Origin of the sequence: Nitrospira defluvii (assembly GCF_905220995.1) — a bacterium.
Taxonomy (GTDB): Bacteria; Nitrospirota; Nitrospiria; order Nitrospirales; family Nitrospiraceae; genus Nitrospira_A; species Nitrospira_A defluvii_C.
The window spans coordinates 700,230-715,847 of the sequence record NZ_CAJNBJ010000016.1; the positions used below are offsets into that span (position 1 = coordinate 700,230).

The following is a 15,618-nucleotide window of genomic DNA, read 5'->3' on the forward strand; positions in this document are numbered from 1 at the left end:
ACAGCGCAACGACAATTCGACGCATTCAGGAAGCTGGTCGGATTAACAGGAGGTCGGAACCAGTCTCGCACGGAATGACACGGCTTTGGCAAGCGCCTCTTCCCGGGTTGCGGCGAGGAACGAAACATGGCCCATTTTCCGTTTGGGGCGAATGGCTCGTTTACCGTACAAATGCACGATCGCACCCGGCTCACGCAACAGATCTTGCACGGCGGGAGCAGTAGTCGCCAATCGAACATCGTCACCGATGAGGTTGAGCATGACAGCGGGACTGAGCAGACGGATTTCTCCGAGCGGCAAGCCGCAAAGCGTCCGCACCTGTTGCTCAAACTGCGACACCGTGCAGGCATCCAACGAATAGTGACCGGAATTATGGGGGCGGGGCGCGACCTCGTTAATGAGCAACCGATCATCGGACATGAGAAACAGTTCCACGCAAAAGACCCCCACGCCGTCCAGCGCGTGCACCGCTTGCCTCGCCAGATTTGCCGCCTGCTCGACCACCGGCGCCGACACATTCGCAGGCACAGTGGTCTGGCGAAGAATCCCGTCTTCATGCACATTCTCAACCAGCGGATAGGTCAGCGACGACCCGTCTGCCCCCCGCACAACGAGAATCGACACTTCGCGATCGAAGGGCAGCCACTCTTCGAGGATCCACCGTGCTCCGGGTCTCATGTTCCTGGCCAATTCCTGCTGCACCGCCGCACAGTCTTCCGCTCGCGCGATTTTCCACTGCCCCTTGCCGTCATAGCCGGCAGTGGCGGTCTTACACACCAGAGGATAGCCCGGCGTTACCTGCCGGCCGAGTTCCTCCGGCGAGGTCATGGCGGAAAATACCGGGACTGCCAATCCTTGATTCCGTAAGAACGTCTTCTGCTCGATGCGGTCTTGAATCACTCGTAACACCCGACTGGACGGGCGAACCGGCACATCACGCTCCAACTGTTCGCACAGATCAGCCGGGATGTTCTCCCATTCATAGGTCACCGCCTGCACCAATCGCGTGAATTCACGACGGGCGTCGGCATCTTCAAACGGATTGATCAGCGAATAGTCGGCAAGGCGGTGGGCCGGGGCCTCAGGGTCTGGATCCCACACCACAGTCGCATACCCCATCCGTTTGGCCGCGGTGGCGAACATGGCACCCAGCTGCCCACCTCCAAGCACCCCCAGGGTCGCGCCAGGCTCGATGACGGTCACGTTCACGGTCGGCGGCCCGTCCGGGAGCTTCGTTTCATCGGGAACGGAGGAGACAACCGGGCGTCGTCTTGTGAGTCGAGCACGCGTTGCCTTTGTGCCGTACGGAATGCTTCAACGCGTTGTCTAATGCTCGTCGACTGCAATCCCAGAATCTGCGCAGCCAGGATCGCGGCATTTTCAGCCCCGCCGATGGCCACGGTGGCGACCGGAATCCCCCGCGGCATTTGGACGATGGACAGCAGGGAATCCAACCCACGAAGATGTTCAGTCGGAATAGGTACGCCGATCACCGGCAATGGCGTCTTGGCGGCTAGCATCCCCGGCAGATGGGCCGCTCCCCCGGCACCGGCAATAATCACCTGAATCCCCCGCTCAACTGCCTGCTCGGCGTAAGCGAAGAGGCGATCAGGCGTACGATGGGCCGACACCACCAGTAGCTCATTAGGAATCCCGAGCTCATTGAGCATGGCCACGGCCTTCTCAAGAATCGGGAAATCCGATGTGCTCCCACCCAACACCCCGACAGATACGCGCACGGCGTTACGGCTCTTCGACATGGATGTCACACCTCTGGCTGCAGGACAAGACAATGCGGCGAACCATAGCCGTTCTTGCGCCAAAGGGTCAAGCTGAGCGACGACGGAACACCTCATTGAATTGACCAACTGCTTTGACTTCCACTATTATGGAAGCCGGTGCGTTTTCTCATGATTGTCCTCGCCGTGGAGGGGTCACGTGCAGCGTATTCGTGAAGGGCTCAAAACGCGATTTCGCTCTCTGGTCACCCAACGCACGGGTTTGGACGAAATGGCCGTCGACGACTTGGCGACCTCGACCAAACTGCAATCGTGGGAAGCGGTCCAAATCCCCGAACGGCTGCGATTCTCCTCTCGGCTGGCGATCCTCCTGGTCGGCTTCTTCATGTTGATCGTGGCCTTCGTCCCTTGGACTCAAACCATCACCGTCACCGGACAACTCTCCGCCTACACCCCCTTCGAACGACCCCAGGATGTCGAAGCCCAGATCACCGGCCGCATCAGGAAATGGCACATCTTCGAAGGCGTACGGGTGAAAGCCGGCGACGTGATTCTCGAACTTGACGACTACGACCCGAACTTCATGGCCCCGGATCTGCTGAGCCTCCTGGAACAGCGCAAACAGGCGCTGGAGGAAACCCGGAAAGCCGCGCTGAGCCGCGCCGATCAGCTCGATAAACGCATCAAGGAAATGCAGAATCTCGTGAAGGCGGCCGTCCCATCGGCAGGTGCGCGTGTCCTCGAGGCGGAAAGCAAGGTGCGCGAAGCGAGACAAAAAATTGAAGCCTCGAAGATTGCGGTCGCCACGGCCGAGCTGAACGTGGAACGGCACCAGCAATTAGCACAACAAGGGCTGGTCTCCCAACGTGAACTGGAACTCACCATTCAAGCCGCCATCGCCAGTAAAGCGGACTTGCAAGGGGCACAGGCCAACCTGGCCGCTGCCGAACAAGGCATGAGGGCCCTGAGCTTCGGGCGAGAACAGGTGAACGCGGAAGTCCTGCAACGTCTGCTCGATGCGGAGGCGGCGCGCGATGCTTCGATCGGAGAAGCCGCGCGCGCGGCTGATCAAGTCGCGGATGTCTCCTTGCGACTCTCCAACGCAAACCAACGGCGCGTGGCCAGCCGGATTCTGTCACCCATCGACGGCACCGTGGTGAAAATGGCGCAAGCCGGCGCGGGGGAAACCGTGCGGCCCGGTGAGAAGCTGGTGAGAATTTCTCCAAACAGCACCGACAAGGCCATCGAAATGGTCGCCGACGGCATCGATGCCCCGCTGCTGAACGTCGGACGCAAAGTGAAGATTCTCTTCTACGGCATCCCGGCTATTCCATTGCCGGCTTGGCCGGAACTGATGGCCGGTACGTACAACGGGGTCATCAAGGTCATTGACCAGGTGGACGACGGCAAGGGCAATTTCCGCTTCTGGGTCGTCCCCGACCTTGAGGAACGACCCTGGCCGCCACAAGAACATGTGCGCCAGGGGACCAAGGCGATGGGATGGGTCATTCTCAATCGCGTCCCGCTCTGGTACGAGCTGTGGCGCCGGTTTAACCTCTTTCCTCCCGACTATCAGGAACGGCCGCCGAGCCTGATCGACACACTCCTGCCAAAGGCCGGTCGCGGGGCCAAGTAACCGGCCCCGCGTTCCCGACTCACGCGGGAACACTGAGATTCCTCATCGCCTGTTCGCTTTCCCTCGAACGCAGAAAGGAGTGCGCCTCATGAGAAACTATGCCGGGGTATTCGTCATCGCAGCCTGTGCGCTGTGCTGGGTGCCGGATAAGAGTGCCGCCGCCGAGGAGTCGTCCAAATCGAAAGCCCTCCCGCCCATTCCCCTTTCACTCAATGAAGTCCATGCCTGGATCGATCGGTCCCATCCACTCCTGAAGGGAGCCGGCACCGAAAAAACGTCGGCGCGAGGGAAAATGCTCAAAGCCCTGGGCGCCTTTGAGCCTGTCCTCGTCAACGATACCGAAATCGAACGTTTCATCGACAAAGGCACCACCAAAACGCAAAGCGTCGGCTTCAACGATACGCTGGTCGAAGCGCGCACACCGTGGGGATTCCGAGGCAGCGCGGGTATCCGGCAGTCCATCGGCGACGCCAAGATTCCAGATCTCGCGTTCGGCAACGGCCAGCAGGTCATTCTGGGCGGGTTCTTGCCTCTCCTGAAAGGGCTAATGATCAATCCGGAACATGCTGAGCTCCAACGCTCGGAATTGGCCGATCCCCGGGCCGAGGTGAAGATTTCCCAAACACGCCAGGATCTCTTCCTTGCCGCCGCGACGCAGTTTTGGGATTGGGTGTCCGCCGCAAAATTTGTTGATGTCCAACGCCGGGCACTCGGGGTCGCCGAGGAGCGGTTGAGGCAGGTCGAGGGCCGTGCCAAAGCGGGCGCCGTAGCGCCGCTCGATGTGGTCGAAGCGGGACAGGAAGTGCAGCGACGCCGTGAAGTGGCCATCGCCGCGCAGCGGGCCGTGGAGCAAGAACAGTACAGGATGTCGATGTTCCTTTGGGAAAACCAAGCGCCCACCACACCGCAGCTTGAGCGGGTGCCCGACTTTCCGCCCCCTGCCATGCCCCCGACGTCAGAAGCCGTCAAGGCCGACAAACTGCAGGCAAAAACCGACCGGCCGGAGATTCGGGAAATCGATATCGAAGCGAAGGTTAATAATATTGATTTGGAACTCGCTAAAAACAATCTCCTCCCCAGCCTCGATCTGGAGGCCGCGCCGGCACGCGCCCCGGAGAAATTCGTACTCGGACTGGGCTATCGTTTCGGGGCGGAACTGCGCATCCCGATCCTGCAGCGCCGAAGCCGCGGCGAGGTGATGGAAGCTCAGGCCCAAGCCGATCGGCTCGTGCTGGTGCAGAAATACCGGGAACAGCAAGTCGTGGTGGACGTCGATAATGCGTTGTCGGCAATCGAGCGGGCAAAGGAACGGGTCGCCGCGGCGGCGGAATCGCTTCGCATGGCCAAGACCTTGGAGGAAGGTGAGCGGTTCCGCTTCAGCCTGGGAGCCACCAGCGTCCTCTTCGTGAATCTCCGTGAACGAAATTCCGTCGATTCGGAGATGCAACTGGTGCGGGCGAAAGCCGATTATCAGAAGGCCTTGGCGCTGTATCAGTGGGCCACGGGCTCATGGGCACGAAGCCAGCCTTCCGCCGTACCGGTCAACTATCGAGTCGGCGCAAGCTTCGCCAAGTAGTGGCAATTTACGGCCCTGTCTGATAGGTTTTAGCAAACGTCGGCCGCCGGCATAGGCACGTGCCCCGGGTCGGGAGAGAGCCGCCGCCGACAGAGGAAACGGGCCCGGTCAGATGCAGTAAGGGTACCAGGATGGCCCAGGATCATTCCGGCAACCAGAGTAACATGTTCCAAACGGTCGTCGGCCACCTGGGCCTCCTGTTCCGTCTCGAACGACGGATCCTGGGCCTCATCTTTTCCTATTCGATCGCCATTGGGCTCTTCGCGCTGATCGTTCCGCTCACCGTTCAAGAACTCGTCAACACGTTCGCTTTCGCCCTGCAGCCCATCACCATCGTCACGTTGGCCGCAGTCATGGTCGCGGCCCTGCTCTTCGTCGGAGCGTTTCGGGCCCTGCAATACTATGCGGTCGAGGTGCTGGAGCGCCGCATTTTCGCCCGCGTCGCCATTGCGATGGCGCAACAACTCCCGCATCTGCGCTACCAGGGATTCAAACCCCGTTTCGCAAACTATTTCATGGAAACCATCCTCATGCAGCGGGCCGTCTCGGTCCTGCTGGTCGACCTGATCAATGTGATTGTCGGCGGCGCGGTCGGCATGACCATCCTGGTCTTCTATCACCCCTATTTCCTACTGTATAACGCGATCCTGCTGCTCGGGTTCAACCTGGTGTTTTTTCTCATGAGTCACGGCGGGCTCAAGGCCGACCTCGAACTCTCTCACGCCAAGTACGACACCCTGCATTGGTTCCAGGAAATCGCCTACAACCTGCTCCACCTCAAATCTACGGACAGCCAGGCGCTGCTGATCAAGAAAACCGACCAGCTCCTGGACACGTATGTCAACGTGCGCAAAACCAGATTCGGCATTCTAATCCGGCAATATTTGGGATCGCTCGGATGGCAAGCCCTCGCGCATAGCGGACTCATCGCGACCGCCGGCTGGTTGCTGGGGATCGGCCAGCTGACGTTGGGACAATTTGTCGCCGCGGAGGTCGTCGTGAGCGGCATCCTGTCGAGTTTCGACGGAGTCGTGAAGCGGATGGGGCATATCTACTACTTTCTCACCGCCTTGACCGAACTCAGCTTCCTGTTCTCGCTGCCGAAAGACCAGGATGCCGCGACACTGTCTATTCCCCTGCCGGATCCGACCGTACACGGCATTCGCGTCACTTGCAAAGACCTGACGTTTGCGCCCGCCGGTGGGCCGGCTGTCTTCGAAAACTTTAATTTGGAAATCACGCCAGGAGAGAAGATCGGCATCTACGCGGATACGACCAGGGCCAAGACGGCATTGGCGCGAGTCCTCGGCGGGCTCGAATCACCGACTTCCGGCGTCATCCGGTACAACGGCGTCGATCTGCGCCATTTAGATCTGGACTCCGTGAATCGGTTCAGAGGATTCATCCTGGACTCGCAATTGTCGCTCTTCGAAGGCACGCTCGAAGAGAACATCCTGCTCGGCCGCGACTACATTCCCTACAGCGACGTGCGCTGGGCGCTTCGTTTCACTGAGCTCGAAGAGGAAGTCGATGCCCTGCCTCAGGGCCTGAAAACCCATGTCCGCTCCGCAGGGAAAATCTTCGCGCCGACCCACATCGTGCGGATTTTGGTGGCCCGGGCCATCCTGGGGCGCCCGCAACTCCTCATTTTCGAGGGGATCCTTCACAACCTGCATCCCGCCCTGCGCGAGACCATTCTCCGGCGCCTGTGCAGCAAGGAAGAGCCCTGGTCGGTTATTTTCGTCTCCAACGATCCGAATCTGACTCCACATGTCGACCGGCGGATCATGCTGAACTAATCCACTGCGCCGCCTCCGTCGACCTGCTCACTCCTACTCACACAGGCCAGCAGCCCCTCAATCTTGACACAGGTGGAGCAATCGCCCACACTGCGTCCACAGCCGCTCGACACGAGCCCTCGCGTGAATGACAAGGCCTCCCAACTCGCCATCCCCACACCCTCCGCCTGGACCATCCTCGCGCGCCTCAATCTGCTGATCGGGCTCGAGCGCCGCATTCTCGCCATTGTCGTCTCCTACGCGGTCGCGATCGGCCTCCTCGCGCTCATCGTGCCGCTCACCGTGCAGGAGCTGGTGAACACCTTTGCCTTTGCCATCCAACCAATCATGATCGTCACACTGGTGGCGACGATGCTCGGGGCACTGCTGCTCATGGGCACGTTCCGCGTCCTCCAGGGGCGGGCTGTGGAAGTGCTCGTGCAGCGAATCTACACACGTCTGGCCCTGGCTTTTACCGAGGCCCTGCCGCGCTTCCGTGAGAACGCCTTTCTGCCGCAGCATACCAACACCTTCATCGAGGCGGAATTGCTCCCACGCGCGCTGGTGGCGATGTTGGTCGACTTCGTCAACGTGTCGATCTCCGGCACCATCGGCATGGCAATCCTGGTCATGTATCACCCCTATTTCCTCGGCTACAACATGCTGTTGATGACAGGGTATGCGTTTGTGCTGACTTTTTTCGGACGGGGGGGACTTCGCATTACTCAACGGGTGTCGCAACTCCACTACCGGACCTTCCACTGGCTCCAAGACATCGGTATCAACCGGCTCCATTTCAAATCAACCGACAGCCTGCCACTCCTGCTCAAAAAAACCGATAGCCTCGTCCAAGCCTATGTGCTGGCACGAAAGACGCGATCGGATATTTTGAGCGGCGCGCAGTATCAGAGCGCGGTCGTGTTTCAGGCCTTTGCCCACAGCGGCATGATCGGCTTGGGCGGCTGGCTGCTATCGGTGGGCGATATCACCCTGGGGCAATTCGTCGCGGCAGAGGTCATTGTCGGCACCCTGCTGCTCAATCTCGACACCCTCGCCAGGCGCATGTATGCGGCCATCTATGTCGCCACCTCGCTGCAGGAACTCTCCACCCTGTTCGAAATGCCGAAAGAGGAGGTCTCCGGACCCATTGCCTCATGGCTTCCCGACCCCATCGAGCACGGCGTGCGCCTCACATGCAAAGACGTCTCCTTTGCTGCGCCGGACGGGCAGCTGCTCTTCGACCATTTCAGCCTGGAAGTCCTGCCGGGGGAAAAGATCAGCGTGCTCTCGGGCACCAGTCGAAGCAAAACGTCCCTCGCGCTGCTCCTCGCCGGCCTGTACCCTCCCACCGGCGGAGTCATCCGCTACAACGACATTGACCTTCGCGATGTGTCCCTTACCTACGTGAACCGCTGCCGGGGACTGATGCTGGACTCTCATCCGACCCTCTTCGACGGCACCCTGGAAGAAAATGTCACGCTCCAGCGGCCGTCGATTCAGTTTGAGGACCTCAGCTGGGCGCTTCGATTCACCGAACTTGAAGAGGAAATCGACGCATTGCCCCAAGGCTTGGAGACACTCGTACATGGAAACGGCGCCAATCTGACTCGCAGTCAGGTCCTTCGCATTCTCCTGGCGCGCATGATCGTCACCCGGCCGCAACTGTTGATTTTCAACGGCAGCCTCCACAATATCGAACCGGCGCTCAGGCTGACCCTGCTCCGCCGCCTGTGCTCCAAAGAAGAACCCTGGTCGGTAGTGTTCGTCTCCAACGACCCGGAAGTCAGCCAGTTGGTCGAACGTCGGGTCGTACTCGACTGACCGCTTCCTTCAGGAATTGAGCCTCGGCTTCTTTCCTGAGATACGATCTGCTAGACTACGCCGAAGGCTTCTCTTAGCCCATTACCGCCTCAGACTTGACGAAGAGGACACTTGTGTCGCTGGCATCTCGCTTCAAGGTCACGGTTCCCGGAACCAATCAACTGATCATCAGCCTCTTGATCGCGGGATTGGGATGGGTGAGCGGCCAGGCTCTGAGCCGTATCGATCAGGACCTCCGCATCATGTACACCGAGTACACGCTGGGCGCCGCGGACCTCGCGCATATCTCCGCCGACGTGATTCGCTATCGCAACACGATCATTCGATCGTTGGAGGCGGAAAACCAGACGGTCTTCGAACGGATCACCGAATCTCTGCCGGCGCAACGGGCAAAGATTCAGCATGCGGTGGATCGGTATGCCGCCGCCGGGCTCCGCGTCTCACGAAGCGGACGCAGCGAAGAAAAAGACATCCAAGCCGTTCGTGAAAGCCTCGACCAGTATTTCCATGTCGCCAGCAAGACCATCGATCTGCTGTCCCAGGAGTGGCGGGCGGGATCGGCGGCAGAAGCCACGGAACTCCGGCGGAAAGCCGAAATTCATGCGGCCGACAACGGAGGACCGAAAGTCATGCAGGTGAGTCTCGCTCTCGACCGTCTACTGGAAACCGTGGCCGAGGTCGCCAAGGACATGCGCGAGGCGGGAACCAAGACCATTCTGACGACGAGTTATTGGATCGTGGGCGGGAGTTTCTTCATCGCGTTGCTGAATCTGTTTATCGGCCGGAGCCAGGCGGCGCCACCGCTTCCTTCCTCCAGGCCTGATGAGACCACTCCTACCGGTGCCCCCTTGCGCCTGTCCGGTGAGGGCTCGAAGCCGGCGCTTCACACCGACTGACCGCCCAATTCACTCCGGCGGTTCGTGCGACGACTTGACCGGCCGGCCAAGCGCCTGAAAGAGTCGCCCGCGTTCCTCCTCGCTCAGGTCTTTCCACTGCCCCGCATGCAGCCCCTCCACAGTAATGTGCATGATCCGCACACGATGCAGCGAGACGACTCGATACCCGAGCGCCTGACACATACGCCGAATCTGACGATTACGCCCTTCCGTCAAAATGATCCGGAACCGGCGCGGACCGAGGCGCGTGGCGGTACAGGGGCGCGTCCGCGCGCCAAGAATCACCACGCCCTGAGCCATCTTCGCGAGGAATGTCTCATCGAACTCCCGATCCACCTCCACGCGATATTCCCGTTCATGCCCATGCTCGACCCGTAGAATCTGGTTGACGATATCGCCGTCGTTGGTCAAGAGGATCAGGCCCGAGGAATCTTTGTCGAGCCGGCCAATGGGGAAAATTCGTTCAGAATGGTTGATTTCGGAGATGATGTTTCGCGGGACATCCAATTCCGTGGTCGTCGTCACCCCGACCGGCTTGTGGTACTTGAGATAGACTGGGCGATTGGCCCGCTGCAGCACAAGCCCATCGCGCGCCACGACATCGTGCGGTAAAACCTGATCACCGAGTTTGGCCACCACACCGTTGATGGTGACACGTCCTTCCGCGATCAGTCGATCTGCTTCTCTCCGCGAACAGAGGCCCTGCTCGGTGAAAAATTTGTTGATCCGCATGGCGGGGAATGAATTCGCGTGAGCCGTCCGTCGTGAAGCGTAGTTCGTATCTCGCAAAGAGGATGCGGGCAACAGCTCCGACCAACACACACCGGCAACGATCCGTCATGACCTGTGTTCTACGTCATGCGCGATACATTCCGCCCTCCATCGAGCGACGCTTCACAATATGAGAGTCAATGCACACGCCGGCCGGCACGGATACGACCCAGCATGCGGTAGATCAAGCGGGCGATGCTGAATTGCGGAGCGACGAACCCTTCGATCGGAGCGATCTCGCTGATGTCCATCCCCACAATCCCCGGTCCCTTCGCCAAGGCGGTCACCAGTGCAAGGGTATCGTACCAACCTAATCCCCCTGGTTCAGGGGTGCCTAACGCCGGTACGAGCGAGGCATCGAGCCCGTCACAATCGAAGGTGAGATAGACAGGTCCGGTGCAGGCCGCCAGCACCTCGGGAACCCAACGCGCCGCCCGTCCTTCATAAGGTCCCGACGGGTCCAAAATCGACGCGGCAAAAAAGGTCTTGATCCGGGACGTCTTGTCGATCAGATCGATTTCTTCCGGGCTCACCGATCGGATGCCGACCTGCACCAGCGGCAACCCGTCCTGAACCACGCGCGCCATGACGCTGGCATGACTGTAGGGATTGTCCTGGTATGCCTGTCGAAGATCGCCATGGGCATCGATTTGCACGACACACATCCCCGGATACTTCCGGGCATGGGCGCGAATGGCGCCTAACGCTCCAGTATGTTCCCCGGTCAGTGTCACCAGGAATTTTCCCCGGCCGACGTGCGGCTGCACAAAGTCCTGAATGGCCTGCACCGCTTGCCCGTCGACACGCCCGCCGAGTTCCAATGTTGTGGCCGTCGCGACACCGCCCCATTCGCGATAGGGTTCTTCGCGTAGCGTTTCATCGTAGAGCTCGACTTGCTGGGAGGCTTCAATGATGGCGGAGGGCCCCCGGTCAGACCCGAGGATATAACTCGACGTATGCTCATACGGAGCTGGAAGCACATAGACTCCCGCCTGATCAGGATGACACCAGGGTTCGTCGATTCCGAGGAAATTGTCGGCTTGACCAAGCCACCCGGACGGAAGCGCCATGGGAGACGCTAGGCCTTGTTTCGAAGACTCTTGGGAATGTTTTCCGTAGGGATAAACACTGCCAAGGCGATGACGCAGGTCCACCGGTTCGGCCGGCCGACTGCGGATTGGGTGATGTTGAGGGTTCTGACGATTTTTCCGCCCATCTTGAACACCTGCTCGCGCTCCTTCCACGCCACATCGGGATCGAACTCAATCCCCTGCGTGGTGGCGAGCATCTGTGCCGCCAAGTCTTCCGTGTATTCACCGGACTCTTCATCCGTTTCACCGTATGCATGGTGCTCGGAGAGATAGCCGTACGTATCGCGGTCGGTCGGAATCGCCAAGCCGATGGACGCGGAAATCAACCGGTTGCGTTCGTTTGTCTCAGACCGGGCCATGACACAAAACGTGATTTCACCAGGATTGAGCAACTTCTCGCCACGCTTCCGAGGAAGGATTTTGCAGTTGGGCGGGAGAATCGAGGAGACGCTGACGAGGTTGCAATAGGCCACACCGGCGCTCCGCAAGGCCTGCTCGAACGCAGCCAGCTTTTCCTTGTGCACTCCGACGCCCCTCGTCAAAAACATGTGTGTTGGTACCATGTCGCTCTCCCTCTCCCTCCTGCGTCGAAATCACTCCGCGCTGAGTGTTCGAAGTCTTGTCCAAAGCCTTACGCCACGTGCAAAATCACGGGGCGATACGCGCGATCGTTGTATCAAGTTTGTCTCGCATCCGCAATACAGCGACGGGGTTTTTTTGTCGTGCTGTCCGCGTTGTTAGGGACGGCGGAGATTCATGACCAACAGTTTGGGTTCGGTCATGTCCTCGATCGCGTAGCGGAGACCTTCGCGGCCGATCCCGGAATCCTTGACGCCGCCGTAAGGCATATGATCCGCGCGGAACGTGGGAATTTCGTTCGCCAGTACACCGCCGACCTCCAACTGCTCGAAGGCTTGGAAAATGCGCCCGATGTTGTTGGTGAAAATGCCGGCCTGCAGTCCGTAGTCCGACTCATTGACCGCCTGCAACGCAGCCTCAAAGTCACGATACGGGGTAATCGTCACCAGCGGTCCGAATACTTCTTGGCAGGACACGTTCATCTTCGCGGTGACGTGAGATAACACCGTCGGACGCACGACCGGACCGACCCGCGACCCGCCGGCGAGAAGCTGGGCGCCCTGCGCGACGGCTTCCTCGATCCATCCCTCGATCCGCTGGGCTGCGCCTGTGTCGATCAAGGGACCCACCACGGTGGCATCGTCGCCTGGATCTCCGGTAGCCAATGCCTGGACACGAGCCACCAAATGCTCGGTGAAGGCCGCCGCCACCGACTCATGCACAAAGATCCGTTGAACCGAAATGCAGGTTTGCCCGGCATAGGTAAATCCGCCGGTCACACAGCGCTGAACCGCATAATCCAGGTCCGCGTCCGGCTCGATGATGACCGCGGCGTTGCCGCCGAGTTCAAGCACCACCTTCTTCTTTCCACACTTGGCCTTCAACATCCACCCGACAGGCGCGCTTCCGGTGAAGCTCAGCAACTTGAACCGGGGATCGATCACCAAGCGCTCCGCCACCCTGTTGTCGCAAGGCACCACATTGAGTCCTCCCGGCGGCACACCGGCCTGCAACAGGACGTCGCCCAACAAGAGGGAGGTCAGCGGAGTCTGAGGAGCCGGTTTGATCAGAATGGCATTGCCTGCGGCCAAGGCCGGAGCCACTTTGTGAACAACAAGATTGAGCGGAAAATTGAACGGCGTAATACCAAGGATCGGCCCGATGGGAAAACGTCTGGTCACCCCCCAATAGGTCTCCATACCGGGGGACCAATCCAGCGGCACCACCTCGCCGCCGATTCGTTTGGCCTCTTCTGCGGCAATCGAGAAGGTCTGAATGGCGCGCCCGACCTCCCGGCGCGCATCGGTGACGGGCTTACCGGACTCAGCCGTCATCGTGCGAGCGAATTCCTCCTGTCGGGCCTGAAGGGATTGGGCAGCCTTCTGCAGCAGGGTCGATCGCGCGTACCCGGACAACCGACGCATCGCCACCGAACCGTCGACCGTAGACTGTACGGCCAATTCCGCTTCAGCCGGACCAGCCTGGCAGACATGGTCGATCGTGTCGCCGGTATAAGGATTGTGTACAGGAGCAACAGTGGTGGAGTGCGTCCACCGACCGCCGATTAGAAAGGGACGTCCATTGTCCAACGGACTCACTCCAGGAGAGAGACACTTGCTAGGGCACGGACTCTACCGGGGGCGTCGCGGCAGCCGCGACATCGGCCGTCTCTTCCGCCTGCTGGGCCGTGACCGCCTTGGCGATCAAGTCTTCGGTTCCCCAATCTTGTACCGCCGCCAGGGTAAACGCCTCGTAGGTTGAAACCCCGTGGCATGTCGGACAGGCCGGCATGGGAACCTTCCGGCAAAACACCTCACTCAAACAGGACATGCACACCCACAAATCCGGCTCGCCGTCTTTTGCAGGCACAGACCAAAAGGCTTGTTTCGACCCCATAGTGCAGTTCCCTCTTTCCTGGCTAAACGATCATCCTCGCCGCGAGACGGCCCCCTTAGGGGCTCGCGCCTGACAAGGCCCTACTTTGACTTCTCTCCTTGCGATGCGAGGAGCTTCTCAATTTCCTCCTCGAAGGCTTCGAACGGGAAGGCGCCCGGAATGGCCAGCGCCGGATTCTTGGCCGTCGGCTGCTGCGTCGTACGCATCAAAATAAAGCCCGGCGTGCCATGAAACCCCCACGCATTGGCTTCATCACGATCCTGAAAAATGGCCTTCAGATGCGACGCATCACGCAGGCACTGCCGGAACTGGGCCTGGTCAAGGCCGATGGCCTTGGCATGTTGGGAGTACGTATCCACGTCCAGCCGTCCGTCGGCGGCAAACAACCGATCATGCATGGGCCAGTAGGTGCCCTGATCCCCCGCACAACGAGCCGCGAGGGCAGCCGTGACGCCGGGCCCCTGATCGGCGCGGGGATAATCCTTATAGAGAAACCGCACCTTGCCGGTCTCGACGTACCGTGCCTGAATCTTGGGCCAGGTTTCTTTGAAAAATTTGAGGCAGTACCCGCAGGTAAAATCCGAATACTCGATCAGGGTCAGGGGGGCATCCATCTTGCCGCGCATCCGGTTGTCCAGCGCCGGCGAGCCGGCCGCCAGAACTCCACCGGCCATCACCAGGAAGAGAGCGCACGCCGCTCCGCCCCTACGCACCCATGCGGCCACGCGGGTCATGACGAAACACTCTTTGCGCGACAACGTTCGAGCAATCCCACCATGAGCAGCGGCCACACCAAGGTCGCGTCGCTGAGCACCTCGGCAAACCGGCCGCCCTCGGCGGGCGGCACGAACTTGCCCCAGGAAATACCTTCCTGGTACGTACATCCGCTCAAGCCACCCCAATAATCCGGCTCCGGGCAAATCCGCACGCCATAGTGAAACCGCGGCGGCTGCACGTTGAGCCCCAGGCGCGTGTTGCTGATCTCGATGTACGGGGCTACCTGCTGCGCCCAATTCCTGGGAACCCCGCCGCCGATGGTGAAAATACCGAGGCGAGGACACCCCATCACCTCTTCTGCATAGTGGTTGAGATCCACGTACGGATTGAAGGCCGGGCAGACTTCGTGCAGCGCGCGCAAGACCGCAAGGTCCCCGCCTTCTTTGATTTGGCTGCGGGTAAAATCGATCTTCTTGCCCATCGCCCACGTTGCCACATCCAACCCCATTTCAGAATCAGTAAACGCAGGAATATAGACCGGAACGTTTTTCAGATAGGCGCTCTTGAGAATGCCGGGGCCCTCGAATTCCTCCGCCAATGTCTTCCCGAGCTCGCGGGTCAGAAGATGGGACGACAGGGGCTGATCGGTATGGAGACGCTTCAAGGTCAGGGACACGACATGCTCGACGTAGTTGAGATTCGATTCCATCTCCAGCGTGTCATAGACGCGGTTGTAGCCCTTCTGGAACAACTCCTCGTCACTATGGGACGGCTCGTGCCGGTAATGCAGCTTGCCGACCGACTCACTCAACCCATGAGCGACCAGTGCGCCGGTGGACACGATGGCCTGGACCATCCCGTGATCGATCATGGTGCTGATGATTTTACCCATCTTGGCGATGGTCATGGCGCCGGACAGCGTCAACACCACTTTGCAGTCGGCATCATCGATCATGGCGGCGAGCGTCTCGTAGGCCTCGCCCAGACGGCGGCCACCGAAGGCCGTCTTCCGCATCGCTTCGAGCAGTTCCGAAAACGAATGGATCTTCTCGGGATCAAGAGGCTCCAGCGCCTCTAGGCCATCTTTGGCACCGTCGTGAAATTCCCGTCCCGCCATG

The 15,618-nt window shown here is 60.0% G+C and carries 14 protein-coding genes; 5 read left to right on the forward strand and 9 right to left on the reverse strand.

The genetic code is table 11. The features are described 5' to 3' along the window. Window positions 1-42 precede the first annotated feature (42 nt). Both KJA79_RS14930 and purE read right to left on the reverse strand, forming a co-directional pair. Window positions 43-1,209, reverse strand: a complete 1,167-nt coding sequence (locus KJA79_RS14930) for a 5-(carboxyamino)imidazole ribonucleotide synthase (RefSeq protein WP_213042846.1) — start codon at window positions 1,207-1,209, stop codon at window positions 43-45. Next, window positions 1,206-1,760 carry a 5-(carboxyamino)imidazole ribonucleotide mutase gene (purE, locus tag KJA79_RS14935; protein WP_213042847.1) on the reverse strand — a complete coding sequence of 185 codons (555 nt, stop codon included), beginning with the start codon at window positions 1,758-1,760 and terminating at the stop codon, window positions 1,206-1,208. The genes KJA79_RS14930 and purE overlap by 4 nt, the downstream gene beginning before the upstream one ends. 178 nt (window positions 1,761-1,938) lie before the next feature. Between purE and KJA79_RS14940 the strand changes: the two genes are divergently transcribed. The 5 genes from KJA79_RS14940 to KJA79_RS14960 all read left to right on the forward strand — a co-directional run bounded on the left by KJA79_RS14940 (window position 1,939) and on the right by KJA79_RS14960 (window position 9,446). Further along, window positions 1,939-3,375, forward strand: coding sequence for an HlyD family secretion protein (locus KJA79_RS14940; protein ID WP_213042848.1), 1,437 nt, complete (start codon window positions 1,939-1,941; stop codon window positions 3,373-3,375). 88 nt (window positions 3,376-3,463) lie between these two features. Then, window positions 3,464-4,951, forward strand: coding sequence for a TolC family protein (locus KJA79_RS14945; protein ID WP_213042849.1), 1,488 nt, complete (start codon window positions 3,464-3,466; stop codon window positions 4,949-4,951). A gap of 131 nt (window positions 4,952-5,082) precedes the next feature. Beyond that, window positions 5,083-6,750, forward strand: a complete 1,668-nt coding sequence (locus KJA79_RS14950) for an ATP-binding cassette domain-containing protein (RefSeq protein ID WP_213042850.1) — start codon at window positions 5,083-5,085, stop codon at window positions 6,748-6,750. Between the two features lie 123 nt (window positions 6,751-6,873). After that, window positions 6,874-8,550, forward strand: a complete 1,677-nt coding sequence (locus KJA79_RS14955; RefSeq protein ID WP_213042851.1) for an ATP-binding cassette domain-containing protein — start codon at window positions 6,874-6,876, stop codon at window positions 8,548-8,550. Between the two features lie 113 nt (window positions 8,551-8,663). Then, complete coding sequence (locus KJA79_RS14960; RefSeq protein ID WP_213042852.1) at window positions 8,664-9,446, forward strand: MCP four helix bundle domain-containing protein; 783 nt, start codon at window positions 8,664-8,666, stop codon at window positions 9,444-9,446. A 9-nt stretch (window positions 9,447-9,455) separates the two neighbouring features. On the opposite strand, the gene KJA79_RS14965 is transcribed toward KJA79_RS14960, so the two are convergent. The 7 genes from KJA79_RS14965 to KJA79_RS14995 form a co-directional block, all read right to left on the reverse strand. Then, complete coding sequence (locus KJA79_RS14965; RefSeq protein ID WP_213042853.1) at window positions 9,456-10,178, reverse strand: pseudouridine synthase; 723 nt, start codon at window positions 10,176-10,178, stop codon at window positions 9,456-9,458. A 176-nt stretch (window positions 10,179-10,354) separates the two neighbouring features. After that, window positions 10,355-11,287 (reverse strand): agmatinase, encoded by a 933-nt coding sequence (speB, locus tag KJA79_RS14970; protein ID WP_213042854.1) that lies wholly within the window; start codon window positions 11,285-11,287, stop codon window positions 10,355-10,357. A gap of 8 nt (window positions 11,288-11,295) precedes the next feature. Continuing rightward, entirely contained in the window at window positions 11,296-11,871 is a 576-nt protein-coding gene (locus KJA79_RS14975; protein ID WP_013250463.1) for a pyruvoyl-dependent arginine decarboxylase, read from the reverse strand. Window positions 11,872-12,045: 174 nt separating this feature from the next. Continuing rightward, complete coding sequence (locus KJA79_RS14980) at window positions 12,046-13,485, reverse strand: aldehyde dehydrogenase family protein (protein ID WP_425518117.1); 1,440 nt, start codon at window positions 13,483-13,485, stop codon at window positions 12,046-12,048. A gap of 19 nt (window positions 13,486-13,504) precedes the next feature. After that, on the reverse strand, window positions 13,505-13,783 hold the full coding sequence (locus KJA79_RS14985; RefSeq protein ID WP_213042856.1) for a hypothetical protein: 279 nt from the start codon (window positions 13,781-13,783) through the stop codon (window positions 13,505-13,507). An 80-nt stretch (window positions 13,784-13,863) separates the two neighbouring features. Further along, complete coding sequence (locus KJA79_RS14990; RefSeq protein ID WP_213042857.1) at window positions 13,864-14,517, reverse strand: DsbA family protein; 654 nt, start codon at window positions 14,515-14,517, stop codon at window positions 13,864-13,866. Next, a complete protein-coding gene (locus KJA79_RS14995; protein ID WP_213042858.1) occupies window positions 14,514-15,617 on the reverse strand; it encodes a deoxyhypusine synthase family protein in 1,104 nt (367 codons plus the stop codon). Before KJA79_RS14995 ends, KJA79_RS14990 begins: the two co-directional genes overlap by 4 nt. Window position 15,618: the final 1 nt, after the last annotated feature.

Bases quoted from the DNA above. Each gene is read 5' to 3' on its own strand.
- purE (WP_213042847.1), bottom strand. From the start codon at position 1,760: ATGTCGAAGAGCCGTAACGCCGTGCGCGTATCTGTCGGGGTGTTGGGT.
- KJA79_RS14945 (WP_213042849.1), top strand. From the start codon at position 3,464: ATGAGAAACTATGCCGGGGTATTCGTCATCGCAGCCTGTGCGCTGTGC.
- KJA79_RS14950 (WP_213042850.1), top strand. From the start codon at position 5,083: ATGGCCCAGGATCATTCCGGCAACCAGAGTAACATGTTCCAAACGGTC.
- KJA79_RS14965 (WP_213042853.1), bottom strand. From the start codon at position 10,178: ATGCGGATCAACAAATTTTTCACCGAGCAGGGCCTCTGTTCGCGGAGA.
- speB (WP_213042854.1), bottom strand. From the start codon at position 11,287: ATGGCGCTTCCGTCCGGGTGGCTTGGTCAAGCCGACAATTTCCTCGGA.
- KJA79_RS14975 (WP_013250463.1), bottom strand. From the start codon at position 11,871: ATGGTACCAACACACATGTTTTTGACGAGGGGCGTCGGAGTGCACAAG.
- KJA79_RS14985 (WP_213042856.1), bottom strand. From the start codon at position 13,783: ATGGGGTCGAAACAAGCCTTTTGGTCTGTGCCTGCAAAAGACGGCGAG.
- KJA79_RS14990 (WP_213042857.1), bottom strand. From the start codon at position 14,517: ATGACCCGCGTGGCCGCATGGGTGCGTAGGGGCGGAGCGGCGTGCGCT.
- KJA79_RS14995 (WP_213042858.1), bottom strand. From the start codon at position 15,617: ATGGCGGGACGGGAATTTCACGACGGTGCCAAAGATGGCCTAGAGGCG.